Annotated in this window: 16 protein-coding genes; 5 read left to right on the top strand and 11 right to left on the bottom strand. The window is 74.7% G+C overall.

Features of this window, described 5'->3' with window-relative positions; translation table 11 throughout:
* Positions 1 to 368 precede the first annotated feature (368 nt).
* From ACZ5DC_RS36055 to ACZ5DC_RS36045, 3 genes are all read right to left on the bottom strand, one after another.
* Positions 369 to 1,523 carry an ROK family transcriptional regulator gene (locus ACZ5DC_RS36055; protein ID WP_468659945.1) on the bottom strand — a complete coding sequence of 385 codons (1,155 nt, stop codon included), beginning with the start codon at positions 1,521 to 1,523 and terminating at the stop codon, positions 369 to 371.
* A gap of 115 nt (positions 1,524 to 1,638) precedes the next feature.
* Positions 1,639 to 2,295 carry a response regulator transcription factor gene (locus ACZ5DC_RS36050; protein ID WP_366761681.1) on the bottom strand — a complete coding sequence of 219 codons (657 nt, stop codon included), beginning with the start codon at positions 2,293 to 2,295 and terminating at the stop codon, positions 1,639 to 1,641.
* A gap of 14 nt (positions 2,296 to 2,309) precedes the next feature.
* The gene (locus ACZ5DC_RS36045) at positions 2,310 to 3,464 is read right to left on the bottom strand and encodes a sensor histidine kinase (RefSeq protein WP_468659943.1); all 1,155 of its coding nucleotides are present in this window, start codon (positions 3,462 to 3,464) and stop codon (positions 2,310 to 2,312) included.
* Positions 3,465 to 3,571: 107 nt separating this feature from the next.
* On the opposite strand from ACZ5DC_RS36045, the gene ACZ5DC_RS36040 reads away from it, so the two are divergent.
* From ACZ5DC_RS36040 to ACZ5DC_RS36030, 3 genes are read left to right on the top strand one after another with little or no spacing between them, the layout of a single operon-like run.
* Positions 3,572 to 4,492 carry an ATP-binding cassette domain-containing protein gene (locus tag ACZ5DC_RS36040; RefSeq protein WP_468659941.1) on the top strand — a complete coding sequence of 307 codons (921 nt, stop codon included), beginning with the start codon at positions 3,572 to 3,574 and terminating at the stop codon, positions 4,490 to 4,492.
* A 2-nt stretch (positions 4,493 to 4,494) separates the two neighbouring features.
* Positions 4,495 to 5,205, top strand: coding sequence for an ABC transporter permease (locus tag ACZ5DC_RS36035; protein ID WP_468659939.1), 711 nt, complete (start codon positions 4,495 to 4,497; stop codon positions 5,203 to 5,205).
* Positions 5,206 to 5,250: 45 nt separating this feature from the next.
* Positions 5,251 to 5,694 (top strand): hypothetical protein, encoded by a 444-nt coding sequence (locus ACZ5DC_RS36030; protein ID WP_468659937.1) that lies wholly within the window; start codon positions 5,251 to 5,253, stop codon positions 5,692 to 5,694.
* On the opposite strand, the gene mug is transcribed toward ACZ5DC_RS36030, so the two are convergent.
* From mug to ACZ5DC_RS36000, 6 genes are all read right to left on the bottom strand, one after another.
* Complete coding sequence (gene mug, locus ACZ5DC_RS36025; protein ID WP_468659935.1) at positions 5,655 to 6,185, bottom strand: G/U mismatch-specific DNA glycosylase; 531 nt, start codon at positions 6,183 to 6,185, stop codon at positions 5,655 to 5,657. The genes ACZ5DC_RS36030 and mug overlap by 40 nt on opposite strands.
* Before the next feature lie 80 nt (positions 6,186 to 6,265).
* A complete protein-coding gene (gene purB, locus ACZ5DC_RS36020) occupies positions 6,266 to 7,708 on the bottom strand; it encodes an adenylosuccinate lyase (protein ID WP_366761676.1) in 1,443 nt (480 codons plus the stop codon).
* Between the two features lie 173 nt (positions 7,709 to 7,881).
* A complete protein-coding gene (locus tag ACZ5DC_RS36015; protein ID WP_468659933.1) occupies positions 7,882 to 8,670 on the bottom strand; it encodes an SGNH/GDSL hydrolase family protein in 789 nt (262 codons plus the stop codon).
* A gap of 139 nt (positions 8,671 to 8,809) precedes the next feature.
* Positions 8,810 to 9,829 (bottom strand): hemolysin family protein, encoded by a 1,020-nt coding sequence (locus ACZ5DC_RS36010; RefSeq protein WP_468659931.1) that lies wholly within the window; start codon positions 9,827 to 9,829, stop codon positions 8,810 to 8,812.
* A complete protein-coding gene (locus ACZ5DC_RS36005; protein ID WP_468659929.1) occupies positions 9,826 to 11,250 on the bottom strand; it encodes a hemolysin family protein in 1,425 nt (474 codons plus the stop codon). The genes ACZ5DC_RS36010 and ACZ5DC_RS36005 overlap by 4 nt, the downstream gene beginning before the upstream one ends.
* Positions 11,251 to 11,402: 152 nt before the next feature.
* Positions 11,403 to 11,828 carry a GNAT family N-acetyltransferase gene (locus tag ACZ5DC_RS36000; RefSeq protein WP_468659927.1) on the bottom strand — a complete coding sequence of 142 codons (426 nt, stop codon included), beginning with the start codon at positions 11,826 to 11,828 and terminating at the stop codon, positions 11,403 to 11,405.
* Positions 11,829 to 11,970: 142 nt separating this feature from the next.
* Here ACZ5DC_RS36000 and ACZ5DC_RS35995 point away from each other — a divergent pair, with 142 nt between their 5' ends.
* On the top strand, positions 11,971 to 12,213 hold the full coding sequence (locus ACZ5DC_RS35995; protein WP_468659925.1) for a toxin-antitoxin system HicB family antitoxin: 243 nt from the start codon (positions 11,971 to 11,973) through the stop codon (positions 12,211 to 12,213).
* A gap of 4 nt (positions 12,214 to 12,217) precedes the next feature.
* On the top strand, positions 12,218 to 12,592 hold the full coding sequence (locus ACZ5DC_RS35990) for a fic family toxin-antitoxin system, toxin component (protein ID WP_103815754.1): 375 nt from the start codon (positions 12,218 to 12,220) through the stop codon (positions 12,590 to 12,592).
* Here ACZ5DC_RS35990 and ACZ5DC_RS35985 read toward each other — a convergent pair whose 3' ends face one another.
* On the bottom strand, positions 12,593 to 13,285 hold the full coding sequence (locus ACZ5DC_RS35985) for a class I SAM-dependent methyltransferase (RefSeq protein ID WP_468659923.1): 693 nt from the start codon (positions 13,283 to 13,285) through the stop codon (positions 12,593 to 12,595). It abuts the gene before it with no gap.
* A 607-nt stretch (positions 13,286 to 13,892) separates the two neighbouring features.
* A complete protein-coding gene (gene bioD, locus ACZ5DC_RS35980; protein WP_468659921.1) occupies positions 13,893 to 14,609 on the bottom strand; it encodes a dethiobiotin synthase in 717 nt (238 codons plus the stop codon).
* Position 14,610: the final 1 nt, after the last annotated feature.

Raw genomic sequence — 14,610 nt, 5'->3', positions numbered from 1 at the left:
AACGGCCGGCCCCGGCACAACGGCCGCCGGCACGACCGCCGCACTCGGCACGAGGGCCGCACCTGGCACGACCGCCGTAGCTGGCATGAGGCCGCATTTGGCACGAGGGCCGGCTCCGGCACAACGGCCGGCCCCGGCACAACGGCCGCCGGCACGACCGCCGCACTCGGCACGAGGGCCGCACCTGGCACGACCGCCGTAGCTGGCATGAGGCCGCACTTGGCACGAGGGCCGGCCCCGGCACAACGGCCGCCGGCACGACCGCCGCACTCGGCACGAGGGCCGCACCCGGTACGACAGCCGCACTCGGCGCGGCCGCCGTGCGGCACCCGCCGCACCGGGCAAGCGCGCCCCAGCGGACGCCCCGCTCACCGGCGCGCGGTCACCGTGCCGTCGACCGCGAACAGCTGCTCCTCCACATGGTCAAGAGCCAGGCGCAGCGCCCCCGTGGCCACGGCCGCCTCGCCCAGCATGGACAGCGCGACCCGGGGCGGCCGCAGGCAGTAGCGGGCCAGCTCGCACCGCAGCGGCTCCAGGACCCCGTCAAGACCGGCCGCCCACCCCCCGATCACGACCAGCTCCGGATCGAGCGCCAGCACCAGCGCGGCCACGTCGTGCACCAGCCGCTGGATGAACCGCTCCACGGCCGCCCGTGCCCGCTGGTCGCCCTTGCGCGCCAGCGCGAACACCTCGGCGACCGCCTGCTCGTCCAGCGGGTGCAGCGGCTCGTCGGTGGTGGACAGCAGCGCCTCCGGCTTCGCCTCCCGGCCCAGCAGGTGCAGCGCGCCGATCTCCCCGGCCGCCCCGCCGTAGCCCCGGTGCAGCCGCCCGCCGATCAGCGAACCGGCCCCCGGGCTCAGCCCCGCCAGCACGAACACCACGTCGTCCGTCTCGGTCGCCGCGCCCTTCCAGTGCTCGGCGACCGCCGCCGCGTTGGCGTCGTTCTCCACCAGCACCGGACACCGGAAGGAACGGCTCAGCCGCTCGCCGAGCCTCAGGCCCGTCCACTGCGGCAGGGCCGTGCTCAGCCGGACCGTGCCGCCCGCCTCCACGATGCCCGGCGTGCCCACGCCCACCGCACGCAGCGAGCTGCGCGCGACACCGGCCCGGCGCAGCAGCTCCGCGACCGCGCCGCGCAGCCGGTCCAGCCGCTCGTCCGCCGGGGCCGTCTCGTCGACCTCCTTGGCCTGGGCGCCCAGCACCCGCCCGTCCAGGTCGGACAGGAGCGCGGCGACCCGGTGCGGACCGATCTCCAGGCCCAGCAGGTGTCCCGCCTCGGCCCGGAACCGGAACCGCCGGGCGGGCCGCCCCTGCCGCCGCGCGCCGTCCTCGGCCGCCGCCTCCACGACGAGGCCGCCCTCGATGAGGCCCTCCACGACGCCCTCCACGGTCGGCCGGGACAGTCCGGTGACGCGGGTGATCTCGGTGAGCGTCGCGCAGTCCGTGGCACGCAGCGCGTGCAGCACCACCGCGGAATTGATCCTTCGCAGCAGCGAGGGATCGCCACCGGTCAGCTGCCCCACCGTCCGTCCTCCCAGCTCGCGGGCGTGTTGGCCGGATCGTACTCGGCCCGGTCCGCCCCGGCGAGTGCCCGGTCCCGCCCGCGAGCCCGGCATGATCCGAAACGGAGGCCCTGGGTCACCCCGGTTCCACGAACCCGGACTCGTAGGCCGCGATCACCGCCTGGGTGCGGTCGCGCGCGCCGAGCTTGGCCAGCACGGCGCTCACATGAGACTTCACCGTCTCCGCGCCCACCACGAGCCGGGCGGCGATCTCCGCGTTCGACAGCCCCCGGGCCATCAGCCGCAGCACCTCCGCCTCCCGCTCGGTGAGCCGGGCACGCTCCAGCACGGTCCGCGCCGGCCGGGCGCCGTCGCCGTACCGGGCGGCGAGGCGCCGTACGGAGGCCGGGAACAGCAGCGACTCGCCCTCCGCGACCAGCCGCACCGCGTGCGCGATCTCGGCCGGGCGGGCCCGCTTCAGCAGGAACCCGTCGGCGCCCGCGCGCAGCGCCTCGTACACGTACTCGTCGTCCTCGAAGGTGGTCACCACCAGGATCTTCGGTGGCTCCGCAACGGTGCGCAGCACCGCGCGCGTGGCCTCGATGCCGTCCATCAGGGGCATCCGCACGTCCATGGCGACCACGTCCGGCCGCAGTCGCCGCACGAGCGGGATGACGGCCGCGCCGTCCGCCGCCTCGCCCACCACCTCGATGTCGGGCTGCGCCTCCAGCACGGCCCGCAGACCCGCGCGGACCAGGGGTTCGTCGTCGACGAGGAGTACGGTGACCGGCATCCGGCCAGCGTAGATCAGCCGGCCGGCAGCTCCGCGCGGACCTGCCAGTCGCCCTCGTCCGGGCCGGTGCGGGCGCTGCCGCCGAGCAGCGCGGCCCGCTCCCGTATGCCCCGCAGGCCGCTGCCCCGGCCGGGGCCGGGTACCGCTCCCGGCAGCGGGTTGCGGACCTCCAGGGCGAGCGTCCCGTCGCCGACCGCGACCCGGACCCGCACCGGCACGGCCCCCGCGTGCCGCAGCACGTTGGTGAGCGCCTCCTGGAGGATGCGGTAGCCCTCGCGGGAGACCGGGCCCGGCACGGCCTCCACCGGACCCGTCACCTCGGCGTCGACCTTCGCCCCCGAGGCCCGCGCCGACTCCAGCAGCCGGCCCGCGTCGGCCAGCGTGGGCCGCGCGCTCACCGGCCGCTCGGCCTCCCGCAGCACGCCCAGCACCCGCTCCAGATCCTCCAGCGCCGCCCGGCCGGTCTCCTCGATGGCCCCCAGCGCCCGGTCGGTGAACTCCGGATCGCCCGCCGCGCGCGCCGCGCCCGCCTGCACCACGGCCACCGTCAGGGCGTGCCCGATCGAGTCGTGCAACTCCCGCGCGATCCGGGCGCGTTCCAGCAACTGCTCGGTGCGCTCCTCCAGCGCGGCCAGCCGCTCGGCCGACGACGGTCCGAGCAGCCGGCGCGCACCGGCGGTGACCAGCTCCCCGAACCCGACGACCAGCCCGTACAGGGCGAGCAGCGGCAGCGGCGCCAGCAGCGCCCAGGCGCGGTGCGCCGGCAACCGGTCCAGCAGCGGGACACCGGCCGGCGCCCCGCCCCAGGCACACCGCGCCAGTTCGAAGCAGAGGACGGGCAGCCACACCGAGGCGAACACGGTCAGGGCGCCCAGGAGCATCCGCAGCTCCAGCCAGAGCACCGTGCGCAGCCGGTCCCGCCAGGTCGCGGCCGGCGCCTCGGAGATGCCCGGCTCCGCCTCGCCGGGCGTGAGCAGCAGCCGCGCCTGCACACCCTCGCCCCGGCGCACCGCCGGCACCAGACCGAGCGGGACGAGGAACAGCGCGGGCGCCCAGGGGGCCGACGGGACGACGAAGAGCCAGACGCTGACCACCAGCATCGGCACCCACAGGTGCAGCAGGCGCGTGTACGTCGTCCCGCGCAGCAGCGGGCGCAGAAGGCGGGCCATGGCCCCATCGTGGCAGGCGGCACCGACAACGGACCTCCCCCGCACGGGGGAGACGGTCTCCACCGGCGGGGGAGGAGCCGATCGCCGCTCCCGGCCAGGCTGTTGCCATGACCAGCATCGACGTACGGGACCTCACCAAGGAGCACGGCGGCCGGCGGGCGGTGGACCGCCTCACCTTCCGTGTGCGTCCCGGCCGGGTCACCGGCTTCCTCGGCCCCAACGGCGCCGGAAAGTCCACCACCCTGCGCCTCGTCCTGGGCCTCGAACGGCCCACCGCCGGCACCGCCGTGATCGGCGGCCACCCCTACCCCCGGCTGCGTGAACCCCTGCGCCGGGTGGGCGCCCTGCTCGACGCGGGTGCCGCGCACGGCTCCCGCAGCGCCCGTGACCACCTGCTGGCCCTCGCCGCGAGCAACCGCCTCCCGGCCCGCCGGGTCGACGCGGTCCTGGAGGAGACCGGCCTGGCCCCCGTGGCGCGGCGCAGGGTACGGACGTACTCCCTCGGCATGCGCCAGCGGCTCGGCATCGCCGCCGCCCTGCTCGGCGACCCCGAGGTCGTCCTGCTCGACGAACCCGCCAACGGACTCGACCCCGAGGGCATCGTCTGGATCCGCACGCTGCTGCGCCGGCTCGCCGCCGAGGGCCGTACGGTCCTGGTCTCCAGCCATCTCATGGGCGAGACCGCCGCCTTCGCCGACCACCTGCTGATCCTCGGCCGGGGCCGCCTGCTCGCCGACACACCGGTGCGGGAGTTCATCCACGCGCGCGTACGGCCCCATGTCCGCGTCCGCACCACCGACCCCGCCGCCCTCGGCGCCCTCCTCGCCCGGCACGGCCACGACGCCTCCAGACACGAGGACGGGAGCTGGACGGTACGGCACGCGCGCGTGGACGACGTGGGCCGGCTGATGTCCGAGGCGGGCGTCCCCGTCCTGGAACTGTCCGCCCACGAGGCCACCTTGGAGGAGGCCTACCTCGACCTGACGGCGGCCGAGACCGAGTTCACCGCCCAGCGCCAGGAGACCTGACCATGTCCTTCGTACCCGCGCTCCACGCCGAGTGGATCAAGATCCGTACCCTGCGCTCGCTGCTGGGGGCCCTCGCCGCGGTCCTCGTGGCCACCACCGCGTTCTCGGCGCTGGCCGCCACCGACACCGACGACGCCGACCCGCTGTTCTCGGTGTTCTTCGGCGTCGACTTCGGGCAGATCGCCGCCATCGCCTTCGGTACGACGGCCGTCGCGTCGGAGTTCCGGGGCGGCGCGCTGCGGCTGACGCTGTCGGCGGTGCCCGACCGGGGGCGCTGGTTCGCCGCGAAGGCGGTGGCGATCGCACTCCCGGCGCTGGCCGTCGGGCTGCTCACCGGGTTCGTCACGCTCCTGGTGGGCCGGGCGGTGCTCGGCGCGTCCGCTCCCGGCTGGAGCGAGGGCGTGCGCGGCGCCGTCGGCTGCGGCCTGCACCTGACCCTGATGGCCCTGTTCGCCGCCGGACTCGCGGCCGTGCTGCGCAGCGCCGTCGCGACCCTCTCCGTGCTGATCCCGTTCCTGCTGATCGTCTCCTTCGTCGTCGGCGATCTGTCCGGCTCCGCCGCGGACTTCCTCCCCGACCGGGCCGGCCAAGTCGCCCTGCACAGCACCTGGGACGGCGCCCTCGGCCCCTGGAGCGGGCTCGCGGTGAGCGCGCTGTGGGCGGTGGCCGCCCTGGTGGCGGGCGGGTGGTGCGTGCGGCGCAGGGACGCCTGACTGACGCACCGCCAATTGTCAGTGCCCCCCGCTTTACTGGATCCCATGGACATCGCGAAGTGCCTGACCCTCATCGACCTGCTGTGCGCCCGGGAGTTCCCGTCCGCGCACGGCAGGACGGAGCACGGTGAGAGCGGGCCCGGCTACCACATAGCCGCTTTACGGACGAGCGAGGAGTTCTGGGAGGGCGACGGCAGCGCACGGGAGGAGACGGAGGCGCAGTACGAGGCAGACCGGGACGGCCTCGCGCAGCGGCTGGGGGAGCGCTGGGGCCGGCCGCAGCGGTTCAGCCTGTACAGCGTGCTCGAACGGACCGTGGCGGGCGAGGACGTCGCGGAGCCGTGGGCCGGGCTCAGCGGCCACGTCCCCGACGTCCACCTGTGGCGGGCGCCGGAGACGGGCCGCTGGATCGCCCTCGGTGTGTCCCAGTGGGACAGGGAGCTGCCGTTTCAGCTGCTCGGGATAGTGACGGAGACCGACCCGCCGTGACCTGGCGCGCCCGCCGCCTCCCGCAGCCGGGCGAACTCCTCCGCCATCGTGGCCGCCGTCCAGTGCGCGTTCAGCCCGCTGGGGTTGGGCAGCACCCACACCCGGGTGTCCCCGATCGTCCGCTCCTGCGGACCGACCCGGGCCGTGCGGTCACCGAAGGCGGCCCGGTAGGCGGTCACGCCGACCACGGCCAGCCACCTCGGCCGCAGCCGCGTCACCTTCTCGGTCAGCAGCCGCCCGCCCTCGACGTACTCCTCGGCGGTCAGCTCGTCGGCCCGCGCCGTCGCCCGCGCCACCACGTTGGTGATGCCGAGGCCGTACGACAGCAACTCCCGCTGCTCGGCGGGCTTCAGCAGCCTGGGCGTGAAGCCGGACAGGTGCAGCACCGGCCAGAACCGGTTGCCGGGGCGGGCGAAGTGGTGGCCGGTCGCGGCCGTCAGCAGCCCGGGGTTGATGCCGCAGAAGAGCACGCGGAGGCCGTCCGCGACCACGTCCGGGACGAGACGGTCGCGGGCGGCCTCCAGCTCCGCCTTGGTGAAGCGCGGTGTGCGGGACGAGCGGGGTGTGCCGGTCAGAGGATCGCTCCCGGGGTGTAGCCGGCGGCCTCCGGGTGCTGCTTGACGATCTCCTCGACGCGGCCGAGGACCACACCGACCTGGTCGGCGGCGGCACCGGTGAAGGAGAGCTTGTCGGCCATCAGCGCGGCCAGCTGCTCGCGGTCGAGCGGCAGCCGCTCGTCGGCGGCGAGCTTGTCGAGCAGGTCGTTGCGCTCCGCGCCCTGTTCACGCATCGCGAGCGCGGTGGCCACGGCGTTCTCCTTGATCGCCTCGTGGGCGACCTCGCGGCCGACACCGGCCCGCACGGCCCCCATGAGCACCTTGGTGGTGGCCAGGAACGGCAGGTAGCGGTCCAGTTCACGGGCGATGACGGCCGGGAAGGCGCCGAACTCGTCCAGGACGGTCAGGAAGGTCTCCAGCAGGCCGTCGAGGGCGAAGAAGGCGTCCGGCAGCGCGACGCGGCGCACCACCGAGCAGGACACGTCGCCCTCGTTCCACTGGTCGCCCGCCAGCTCGCCGGTCATCGAGGCGTAGCCGCGCAGGACGACCATGAGGCCGTTGACGCGCTCGCAGGAGCGGGTGTTCATCTTGTGCGGCATCGCCGAGGAGCCGACCTGACCCGGCTTGAACCCCTCGGTGACCAGCTCGTGCCCGGCCATCAGCCGGATCGTCTTGGCCAGCGAGGAGGGGGCCGCCGCCAGCTGCACCAGCGCGGTGACGACCTCGTAGTCCAGCGAGCGCGGGTAGACCTGGCCGACGGAGGTGAACGCCTGCGAGAAGCCCAGGTGCCGCGCGATCCGGTTCTCCAGCTCGGCCAGCTTCGCCGCGTCCCCGCCCAGCAGGTCCAGCATGTCCTGCGCGGTGCCGACCGGACCCTTGATGCCGCGCAGCGGGTAGCGGGCCAGCAGCTCCTCCACCCGGCCGTGGGCGACGAGCAGCTCGTCGGCCGCGGTCGCGAACCGCTTGCCGAGGGTGGTGGCCTGCGCGGCCACGTTGTGCGAGCGGCCGGCCATGACCAGCTCGGCGTACTCGCCCGCGAGCTTGCCGAGGCGCGCCAGCACGGCCACCGTACGGTCGCGCATCAGCTCCAGCGAGAGCCGGATCTGCAGCTGCTCGACGTTCTCCGTGAGGTCGCGGGAGGTCATGCCCTTGTGCACGTGCTCGTGCCCGGCGAGGTCGTTGAACTCCTCGATCCGGGCCTTCACGTCGTGCCGGGTGACCTTCTCGCGCTCGGCGATCGAGGCCAGGTCGACGGTGTCGAGGACGCGCTCGTAGTCGGCGATGGCCTCGTCCGGCACCTCGATGCCGAGGTCCTTCTGGGCCCGCAGCACGGCGAGCCAGAGCCGGCGCTCCAGCTTCACCTTCTGCTCGGGCGACCAGAGCGTGGCGAGCTCGGCGGAGGCGTAGCGTCCGGCGAGGACGTTCGGGATGCGGGGCTTGGCGGGCGCAGAAGTCACGTGTCCAGAGTCTACTGGCGATTCGTGCAGGCCAGCGCCATGGGTGTGTTCGGCGGAAGCTACGAGACCCCGGTCACGTCACCGGCGCCGGCCGCTCCCGTGCCACGGCGGGCCCCCGCCGCACGGCCCCCGGGCCCGGGGCACGGGTGACACGCCCGGTCGTGCCGGAGTGGCTACGCCTGGCCCTCGTACGGCAGCAGATCCGGTCGCTTCGGCGGGAGGCCGTCGCCCGAGGACCGGCCGGTCAGGCGGCGGCCTATCCACGGGAGCAGGTGCTGCCGGGCGAACCGGGCGTCCGCGACCCGGCGTGTGACCCAGCCCGGCGGGGTGGTCGCCGCCATCGGCACGTGCCACTCGGCGTCCTCGGCGTCGTGGCCGAGCGTCTGCCACACCGCCTCGGCGACCCGGCGGTGTCCCTCCGCCGTCAGGTGCAGCCGGTCCACGTCCCACAGCCGCGGGTCGGCCAGCGCGGGCGCCCCGTACAGGTCGACCACCAGGGCGCCGTGCTTCTCGGCCAGCTCGTCCACGCAGGCGAACAGCTCCTCCATGCGCGGCCGGAACCGCTCCAGCACCGGCCCCTGACGGCCGGGGCTGCGCATCAGCACCAGCTGCTTGCAGGACGGGGCGAGCCGTTCTACCGCCTCGGTGAGCAGGCCCCGGACCCGGCCCATGTCGCACTTGGGGCGCAGGGTGTCGTTCAGCCCGCCGACCAGGGTGACGACATCGGCGTCCATGGCCGCGGCCACCGGCACCTGCTCGTCGACGATCTGCCCGATCAGCTTCCCGCGCACGGCCAGGTTGGCGTACCGGAAACCGGGCGTGCGGGCGGCCATCCGCGCGGCGAGCAGATCGGCCCAGCCACGGTAGGAGCCGTCGGGAAGCAGGTCTGACATGCCCTCGGTGAAGGAGTCGCCGACCGCGACGAGGCTGGTGTACGGGGGAGGTGTGGGGTTCGTCTGCATGGCGACAGAGATGGTATCCCGGGGCCGATACCTGCCGGTCGGTCGGCCCGCCCCACCCGTCCGGCCCAGCCGCGTCGGACAGCCGCGGGCCGGCAGCGGCGCCCCCGGGAGCCACCGCTGCCGGCCCGCGTCAGCCGCCTCAGCCCTGCACCGGCTGGCCGAACAGTTCCCGCAGCACGTCCTCCATCGTCACCAGGCCCGCCAGCCGGCCGTCGTCGCCCAGCACGGCCGCCACGTGGGTGCGGCCGCCGCGCATCGCGGTGAGGACGTCGTCCAGCGGGGTGTTCTCGCGGACGCGGGCGATGGGCCGCATGTCGCCCAGGCGGAACGCCATGTCCCGTGGTGAGGTGTCCAGCGCGTCCTTGACGTGCAGGTAGCCCACGATCCGGCGGCCGGTGTCGACCACCGGGAAGCGGGAGAACCCGGACTCGGCCGACAGCCGCTCCAGCTGTTCCGGGGTGACGCCCACGCGCGCGTAGACGACGCGTTGCAGCGGCACGACGACGTCCCGCACCGGCCGGCTGCCCAGTTCCAGCGCGTCGCGCAGCCGCTCCTGCGCACGGTCGTCGATCAGGCCGGCCTCGCTGGCGTCCTTGACGATCTCGGCCAGCTCCGCGTCCGTGAAGGTCGCCGCGACCTCGTCCTTCGCCTCCACGCGCAGCAGCTTCAGCAGCCCGTTGGCGAAGGCGTTGATCGCGAAGATCACCGGACGCAGCGCCCGGGACAGCGCGACCAGCGGCGGGCCGAGCAGCAGCGCGCTGCGCACCGGTTCGGCGAGCGCGATGTTCTTGGGCACCATCTCGCCCAGCAGCATGTGCAGATAGGTCGCGAGGGTCAGCGCGATCACGAAGGACACGACGTGACCCGCGCTCGCGGGCACGCCCACCGCGTGGAACACCGGCTCCAGCAGATGCGCGATGGCCGGCTCGGCGACCACGCCCAGGACCAGCGTGCACAGCGTGATGCCGAGCTGGGCCGCGGCCAGCAGCGCGGACACGTGCTCCAGACCCCACAGCACGCTCCGCGCGCGCCGGTCGCCCTCCTGGGCCAGTGGGTCGATCTGCGAGCGGCGCACGGAGATCAGCGCGAACTCGGCGCCGACGAAGAAGGCGTTGACGACGAGGGTCGCCAGACCGATCAGCAGCTGTACGGCGGTCATCGCGTCCCCTCCCGCGTCCCGCGGTGCCCCTCGGTCCCACGGCGTCCTTCGCCCCGGCGGCGCTCATCGGCCCCTCCGGCTCCCCGTGGCCCCCCAGCGCGATCGGGCCGTTCGTCGTCCAGCGGCGCGTGCATCAGCACCCGGGCGGCCCTGCGGCCCGAGGCGTCGACGACGTCCAGCAGCCAGCCGGCCACCTCGACGCTGTCACCGGCGGCGGGTATCCGGCCCAGCTCGGTGGCGACCAGGCCGGCCAGGGTCTCGTACGGGCCCTCCGGCACGCGCAGCCCCACGCGGGCCAGCTGGTCGGTGCGGGCGGCGCCGTCCGCCGCGTACAGGGCCCGGCCCCGCTCGTCCGCGCCCGCGGGGGCGAGGTCGGGCGTCTCGTGCGGGTCGTGCTCGTCCCGCACCTCGCCGACGACCTCCTCCACGATGTCCTCCAGGGTGGCCACCCCGGCCGTACCGCCGTACTCGTCGATGACGACGGCCATGGTGCGCCTGCCGCCGAGCCGGTCCAGCAGCCGGTCGACGGTCAGGGACTCGGGCACCAGCAGCGGCTCGCGCATCACCTGCGCGACCGTGCGGTGCCGCCGCTGGTCGGCGGGAACCGCCAGCACGTCCTTGATGTGGGCCGTGCCGACGACCGAGTCCAGGCTGCCCCGGTAGACCGGGAACCGGCTCAGGCCGGTCGCCCGGGTGGCGTTGGCCACGTCCTCGCAGGTGGCCTGGGTGTCCAGGGCGATGACCTGGACGCGCGGTGTCATCACGTTCTCCGCGGTGAGGTCGGCCAGGTTCAGCGTCCGGACGAACAGCTCGGCGGTGTCCGCCTCCAGGGCGCCCTCCTTGGCCGAGTGCCGGGCGAGCGCGGCCAGCTCCTGCGGCCCGCGCGCGGAGGCCAGCTCCTCGGCGGGCTCGATGCCGAGCCGGCGCACGAAGCGGTTGGCGGTGTTGTTCAGGTGGGTGATGAAGGGGCGGAAGGCGGCGCTGAACAGGCGCTGGGCGTTGCCGACCCGCCGGGCCATGGTCAGGGGCGAGGAGATCGCCCAGTTCTTGGGCACCAGCTCGCCGACGACCATCAGGACCACCGTCGACAGGGCCGTGCCCAGGACCAGCGCGGCCGAGCTCGCCGTGGTGGGGGACAGACCCGCCGCCTGGAACGGCCCGGCGAGCAGCTTGGCGATCGACGGCTCGGCGAGCATGCCGACCACCAGGTTGGTGACGGTGATGCCGAGCTGCGCGCCGGACAGCTGGAAGGTCAGGTTCCGTACGGCCTTCAGGGCGCCGGCGGCGCCCCGTTCGCCACGCGCGGCGGCCCGCTCCAGCTCGCCGCGTTCCACCGTGGTCAGCGAGAACTCCGCCGCCACGAAGGCGCCACAGGCCAGCGACAGCAGGATCGCCAGCAGAAGGAGGAGCACTTCGGTCATCGGTTCACCCCCGTCCCAGGATCGGACAGGGTTCGGAGGAACGCGCGGTATCGCGGACTGGGAGGCTCGCCCATGGGCGGACGCTCACAACCTTTCATAGAGGGCCGAGTGCTCCCTCCAGGGTAAAGGATGAGCAAAGAAGCGTTCCGGTCTCAGTCCGTGAGCGGTTTCACCCAGCGCCGCCACTGCTCTTGTGGCCCGTACCCGGCCGCTCCCCAGGCGTGGTGCGCGGTCTCGTTGCGCACCAGCACCATCGCGTCCGCGCGCCGCCCGCCGAGCCGTACGAACCGCTCCTCGGCGGCCTCCAGCAGCGCCGAGGCGATGCCCTGCCGTCGCCGCTGCGGGTGCACCGCGAGCCGGTACAGATGGCACCGCCAGCCGTCGAAGCCGGCGATCACCGTGCCGACCAGCTCGCCGCCCAGTTCGGCGAGGATCAGGGCCCCGGGGTCGCGGTCGGTCAGCCGCTCCACCCCGGCGCGGTCGTCACTGATGCTGGTGCCCTCCGCGGCCGTCCTCCAGAACGTGAGGACGGCGTCGAGATCGTCGGACACGGCGGCGCGCAGACGCAGATCAGTCATGCGCTCATCGTGATCGGTGCCGTCCGCGCATCGCCGCGGATTCCGTCATGCGGACGGGGCGCGCGGCCGTGGCAGGAGGGTGGTCCGCCTTGCTTCCGTGCGCCCTTGCCGCTGCTAGCGTTTCGGCGCTAGCGTCGAGGGCATGGCGAAGACCCAGCTGAACGTGCGCGTGGACGAGGGCACCGCCCGTGCCGCCCGCGAGCGCGCCCTGGCCCGCGGCATGAGCGTCAACCGCTACATCGAAGAGCTGGTCAGACAGGACGCCGGCGAGGCGGGCCGCACCTTCGTCGAGGCCGCCGCCGACTTCATGAAGCAGTACGAGGCCGTGTTCGCCGAGGAGTTCGGCGAGAGCCGCGGCACCGACCCCGGTGAAGACCGCCGCTGATCCCTTGAACGATCTCAGCATCGACCTCGCCTGGCTGCTCATGCTCGCCGAGCAGAAGACCCCGGGGGACCCGCAGGTCACCGACTGGGGCGCCCTGGTCGCCGCCGTCGCCCGGCACCGGGCCGAGATATTCGGCGTGCCCGTGTACGACACCCCGCACGCCCGCGCCGCCTCCCTGCTCCAGCTGCTGATCCACGTCCCGGCGCTGGAACGCGCCAACGCGCTGTTCGCCTCCGCGGTCGCCTACGCCTATCTGGTCGCCAGCGGCGAGAAGGTCGCCACCACACCCGAGCAGGTCCGGGACCTGGCGCGCCTGGTCAAGGACGGCTCCGCGAGCGTCGACGACATCGCGCGGGAGCTGCGCGGCTGGAGCCTGTGATCAGCGGGCCGCCGGCTCCTCCGGCCGCCAGACGACGCCGAGCGCGCAGTAGGAGGCCGGCAGCGTGGGGCCCCTCTCCGGCAGCAGTACCCGGCGGTACGGGCCGAGGCGGAAGCCCGCGGCGCGCAGAGCGGAGACCGGCTCCCGGGAGAGGTGACAGCCGCCGTTCAGCACCGGCCACAGGGTGCGGTCGAGCGCCTGCTGGGTCATCGTCATCATCCGGCTGCCGCCCCGCCCGTGCTCGAAGAACCGCACCTCGCCGCCGGGCCGGAGCACCCGCCGTACCTCGCCGAGCGTCCGCGCGACATCCCGCACGCTGCACAGGACCAGCGACAGTACGGCCGCGTCGAACGCCTCGCTCTTGACCGGCAGGGCCTCCGCCGCGCCCGGCACCACGTCGACCGGCACCTCGGCGCGCAGCGCGGACTCCAGCGCCAACTTCCTGAGCAGCGACTCCGGTTCGATCGCGACGACCTCCGCGACGGTGCCGGGATAGTGCCGGAAGTTCAGCCCGTTGCCCGCGCCGATCTCGATCACCCTCCCGGACAGCCCGGCGAGCAGCCGCTCCCGCATCCCGGCCATCCCGAGCCGGGACTCGGCGCCGACGCTGATCCGGGCGTAGGAGCGAGCGAACAGCGGATGGTGGACGGGACCCCGCGCCACCTGGCCGGAACGGGTGGACAGCAGCCGCATGGCAACCTCCCTGGACAGCACGCCCCTGGGGGGAGTGTCCCCAGACCCGCCCCGACGCACCCCACCGATGAGCCCGCGGCACGCCCGGCGCGGGCGCCCGTCACCGGGCGGAGGCTCGGCGGCGCCGCGCCGGGCAGGCCGGTGCCGGCACTGCTGCGGCGCGCCGAGGATGCCCAGGCCCGCCCCGGCACGGCTACCCCGCCGTCCTCGGCTGCCCGGTACGGCTGGGGTGCACCGTCGATGTCGGGGCCGGGCTAGGCGTCGATACCCCTCGCCGGCCTCGGCTACCGGGCACCGCTGTGGTGCGCCGCTGGCCCGAGCCGTCCGGCCGTTGCGATGCGCCGACGTCCGGTCCCGGGCTGCTCGGCACATTTGTGATGCGCCGCTGGCGTCGAGACCGGTCCGGCGGCGGTGTCCCGCCGGGCCGGTCCGTCAGGCACCGCTGGGATGCCCGCCCGTCGCCGGACCCGGTACGGCGACTGGTCTGGGCCGCCCGGCACCGGGGCGGTGTCTCGCCGACGTCCGGGCCCGGTGCGGCAGCGCTGCCCCGCCGGCCTGGGTCGCCAGGCGCCACCGTGGCGTCCCGCCGGGCCCCGATCCGGTGCGGTTACGGGGTCTGCCTTACCTGGAACGCCTCCGCGTCCCAGGTGCCGTCCAGGCGGGGGGACAGCCAGGTCGGGGCGGCTGTGCGGAACTCCGCGGGGGGCAGGGTGCCGGCGCCGGCGGGCAGCGCGCCGAGCAGGGGGGCGGCGGCGACCTCCGGCAGGTCGGCCACGTTGCAGCGGGTGGCGAGATCGGGCGTGGCAGGCCAGCTGCCGATCACCACACCGGCCAGCTCCAGCTCCCGCCGCCGTAGTTCACGTGCCGTCAGTTCCGTCACGTTGAGCGTGCCGAGCCCGGCCTGGGCGACGACCAGCACCGGCGCCCCCAGCAGCTTGGCCGCGTCGGCCAGCGTGCCGCCGGCCGCGTCGAAGCGGACGAGCAGCCCGCCCGCCCCTTCGACCAGCACCAGATCGTGCTCGGTGGCCAGCTTGGCGGCCCGCTCGGCCACCTCGTGCGGGCGCACCGGCGCCATCCCGGCCCGCCGGGCCGCCGTACCCGGCGCCAACGGCTCGGGGAAACGCGCGACTTCACCGGCCGTGACCGGCCCGGCGAGGCGCGCGACCTCGTCGGCGTCCCCGCGCTCGTCCGGCCCCAGACCCGTCTGGGCGGCCTTCAGCACGGCCACCGAGCGCCCGGCCGCGAGCGCGGCGGCGGCGACGGCGGCGGTGGTGACGGTCTTGCCGATCTCCGTGCCCGTCCCCGTGATCACCAGTACCGGCATG

This window comes from Streptomyces sp. NPDC031445 (assembly GCF_055581365.1).
Note: the sequence above shows the minus strand (reverse complement) of the source record. Positions and strands in the feature narration are given on the sequence as shown.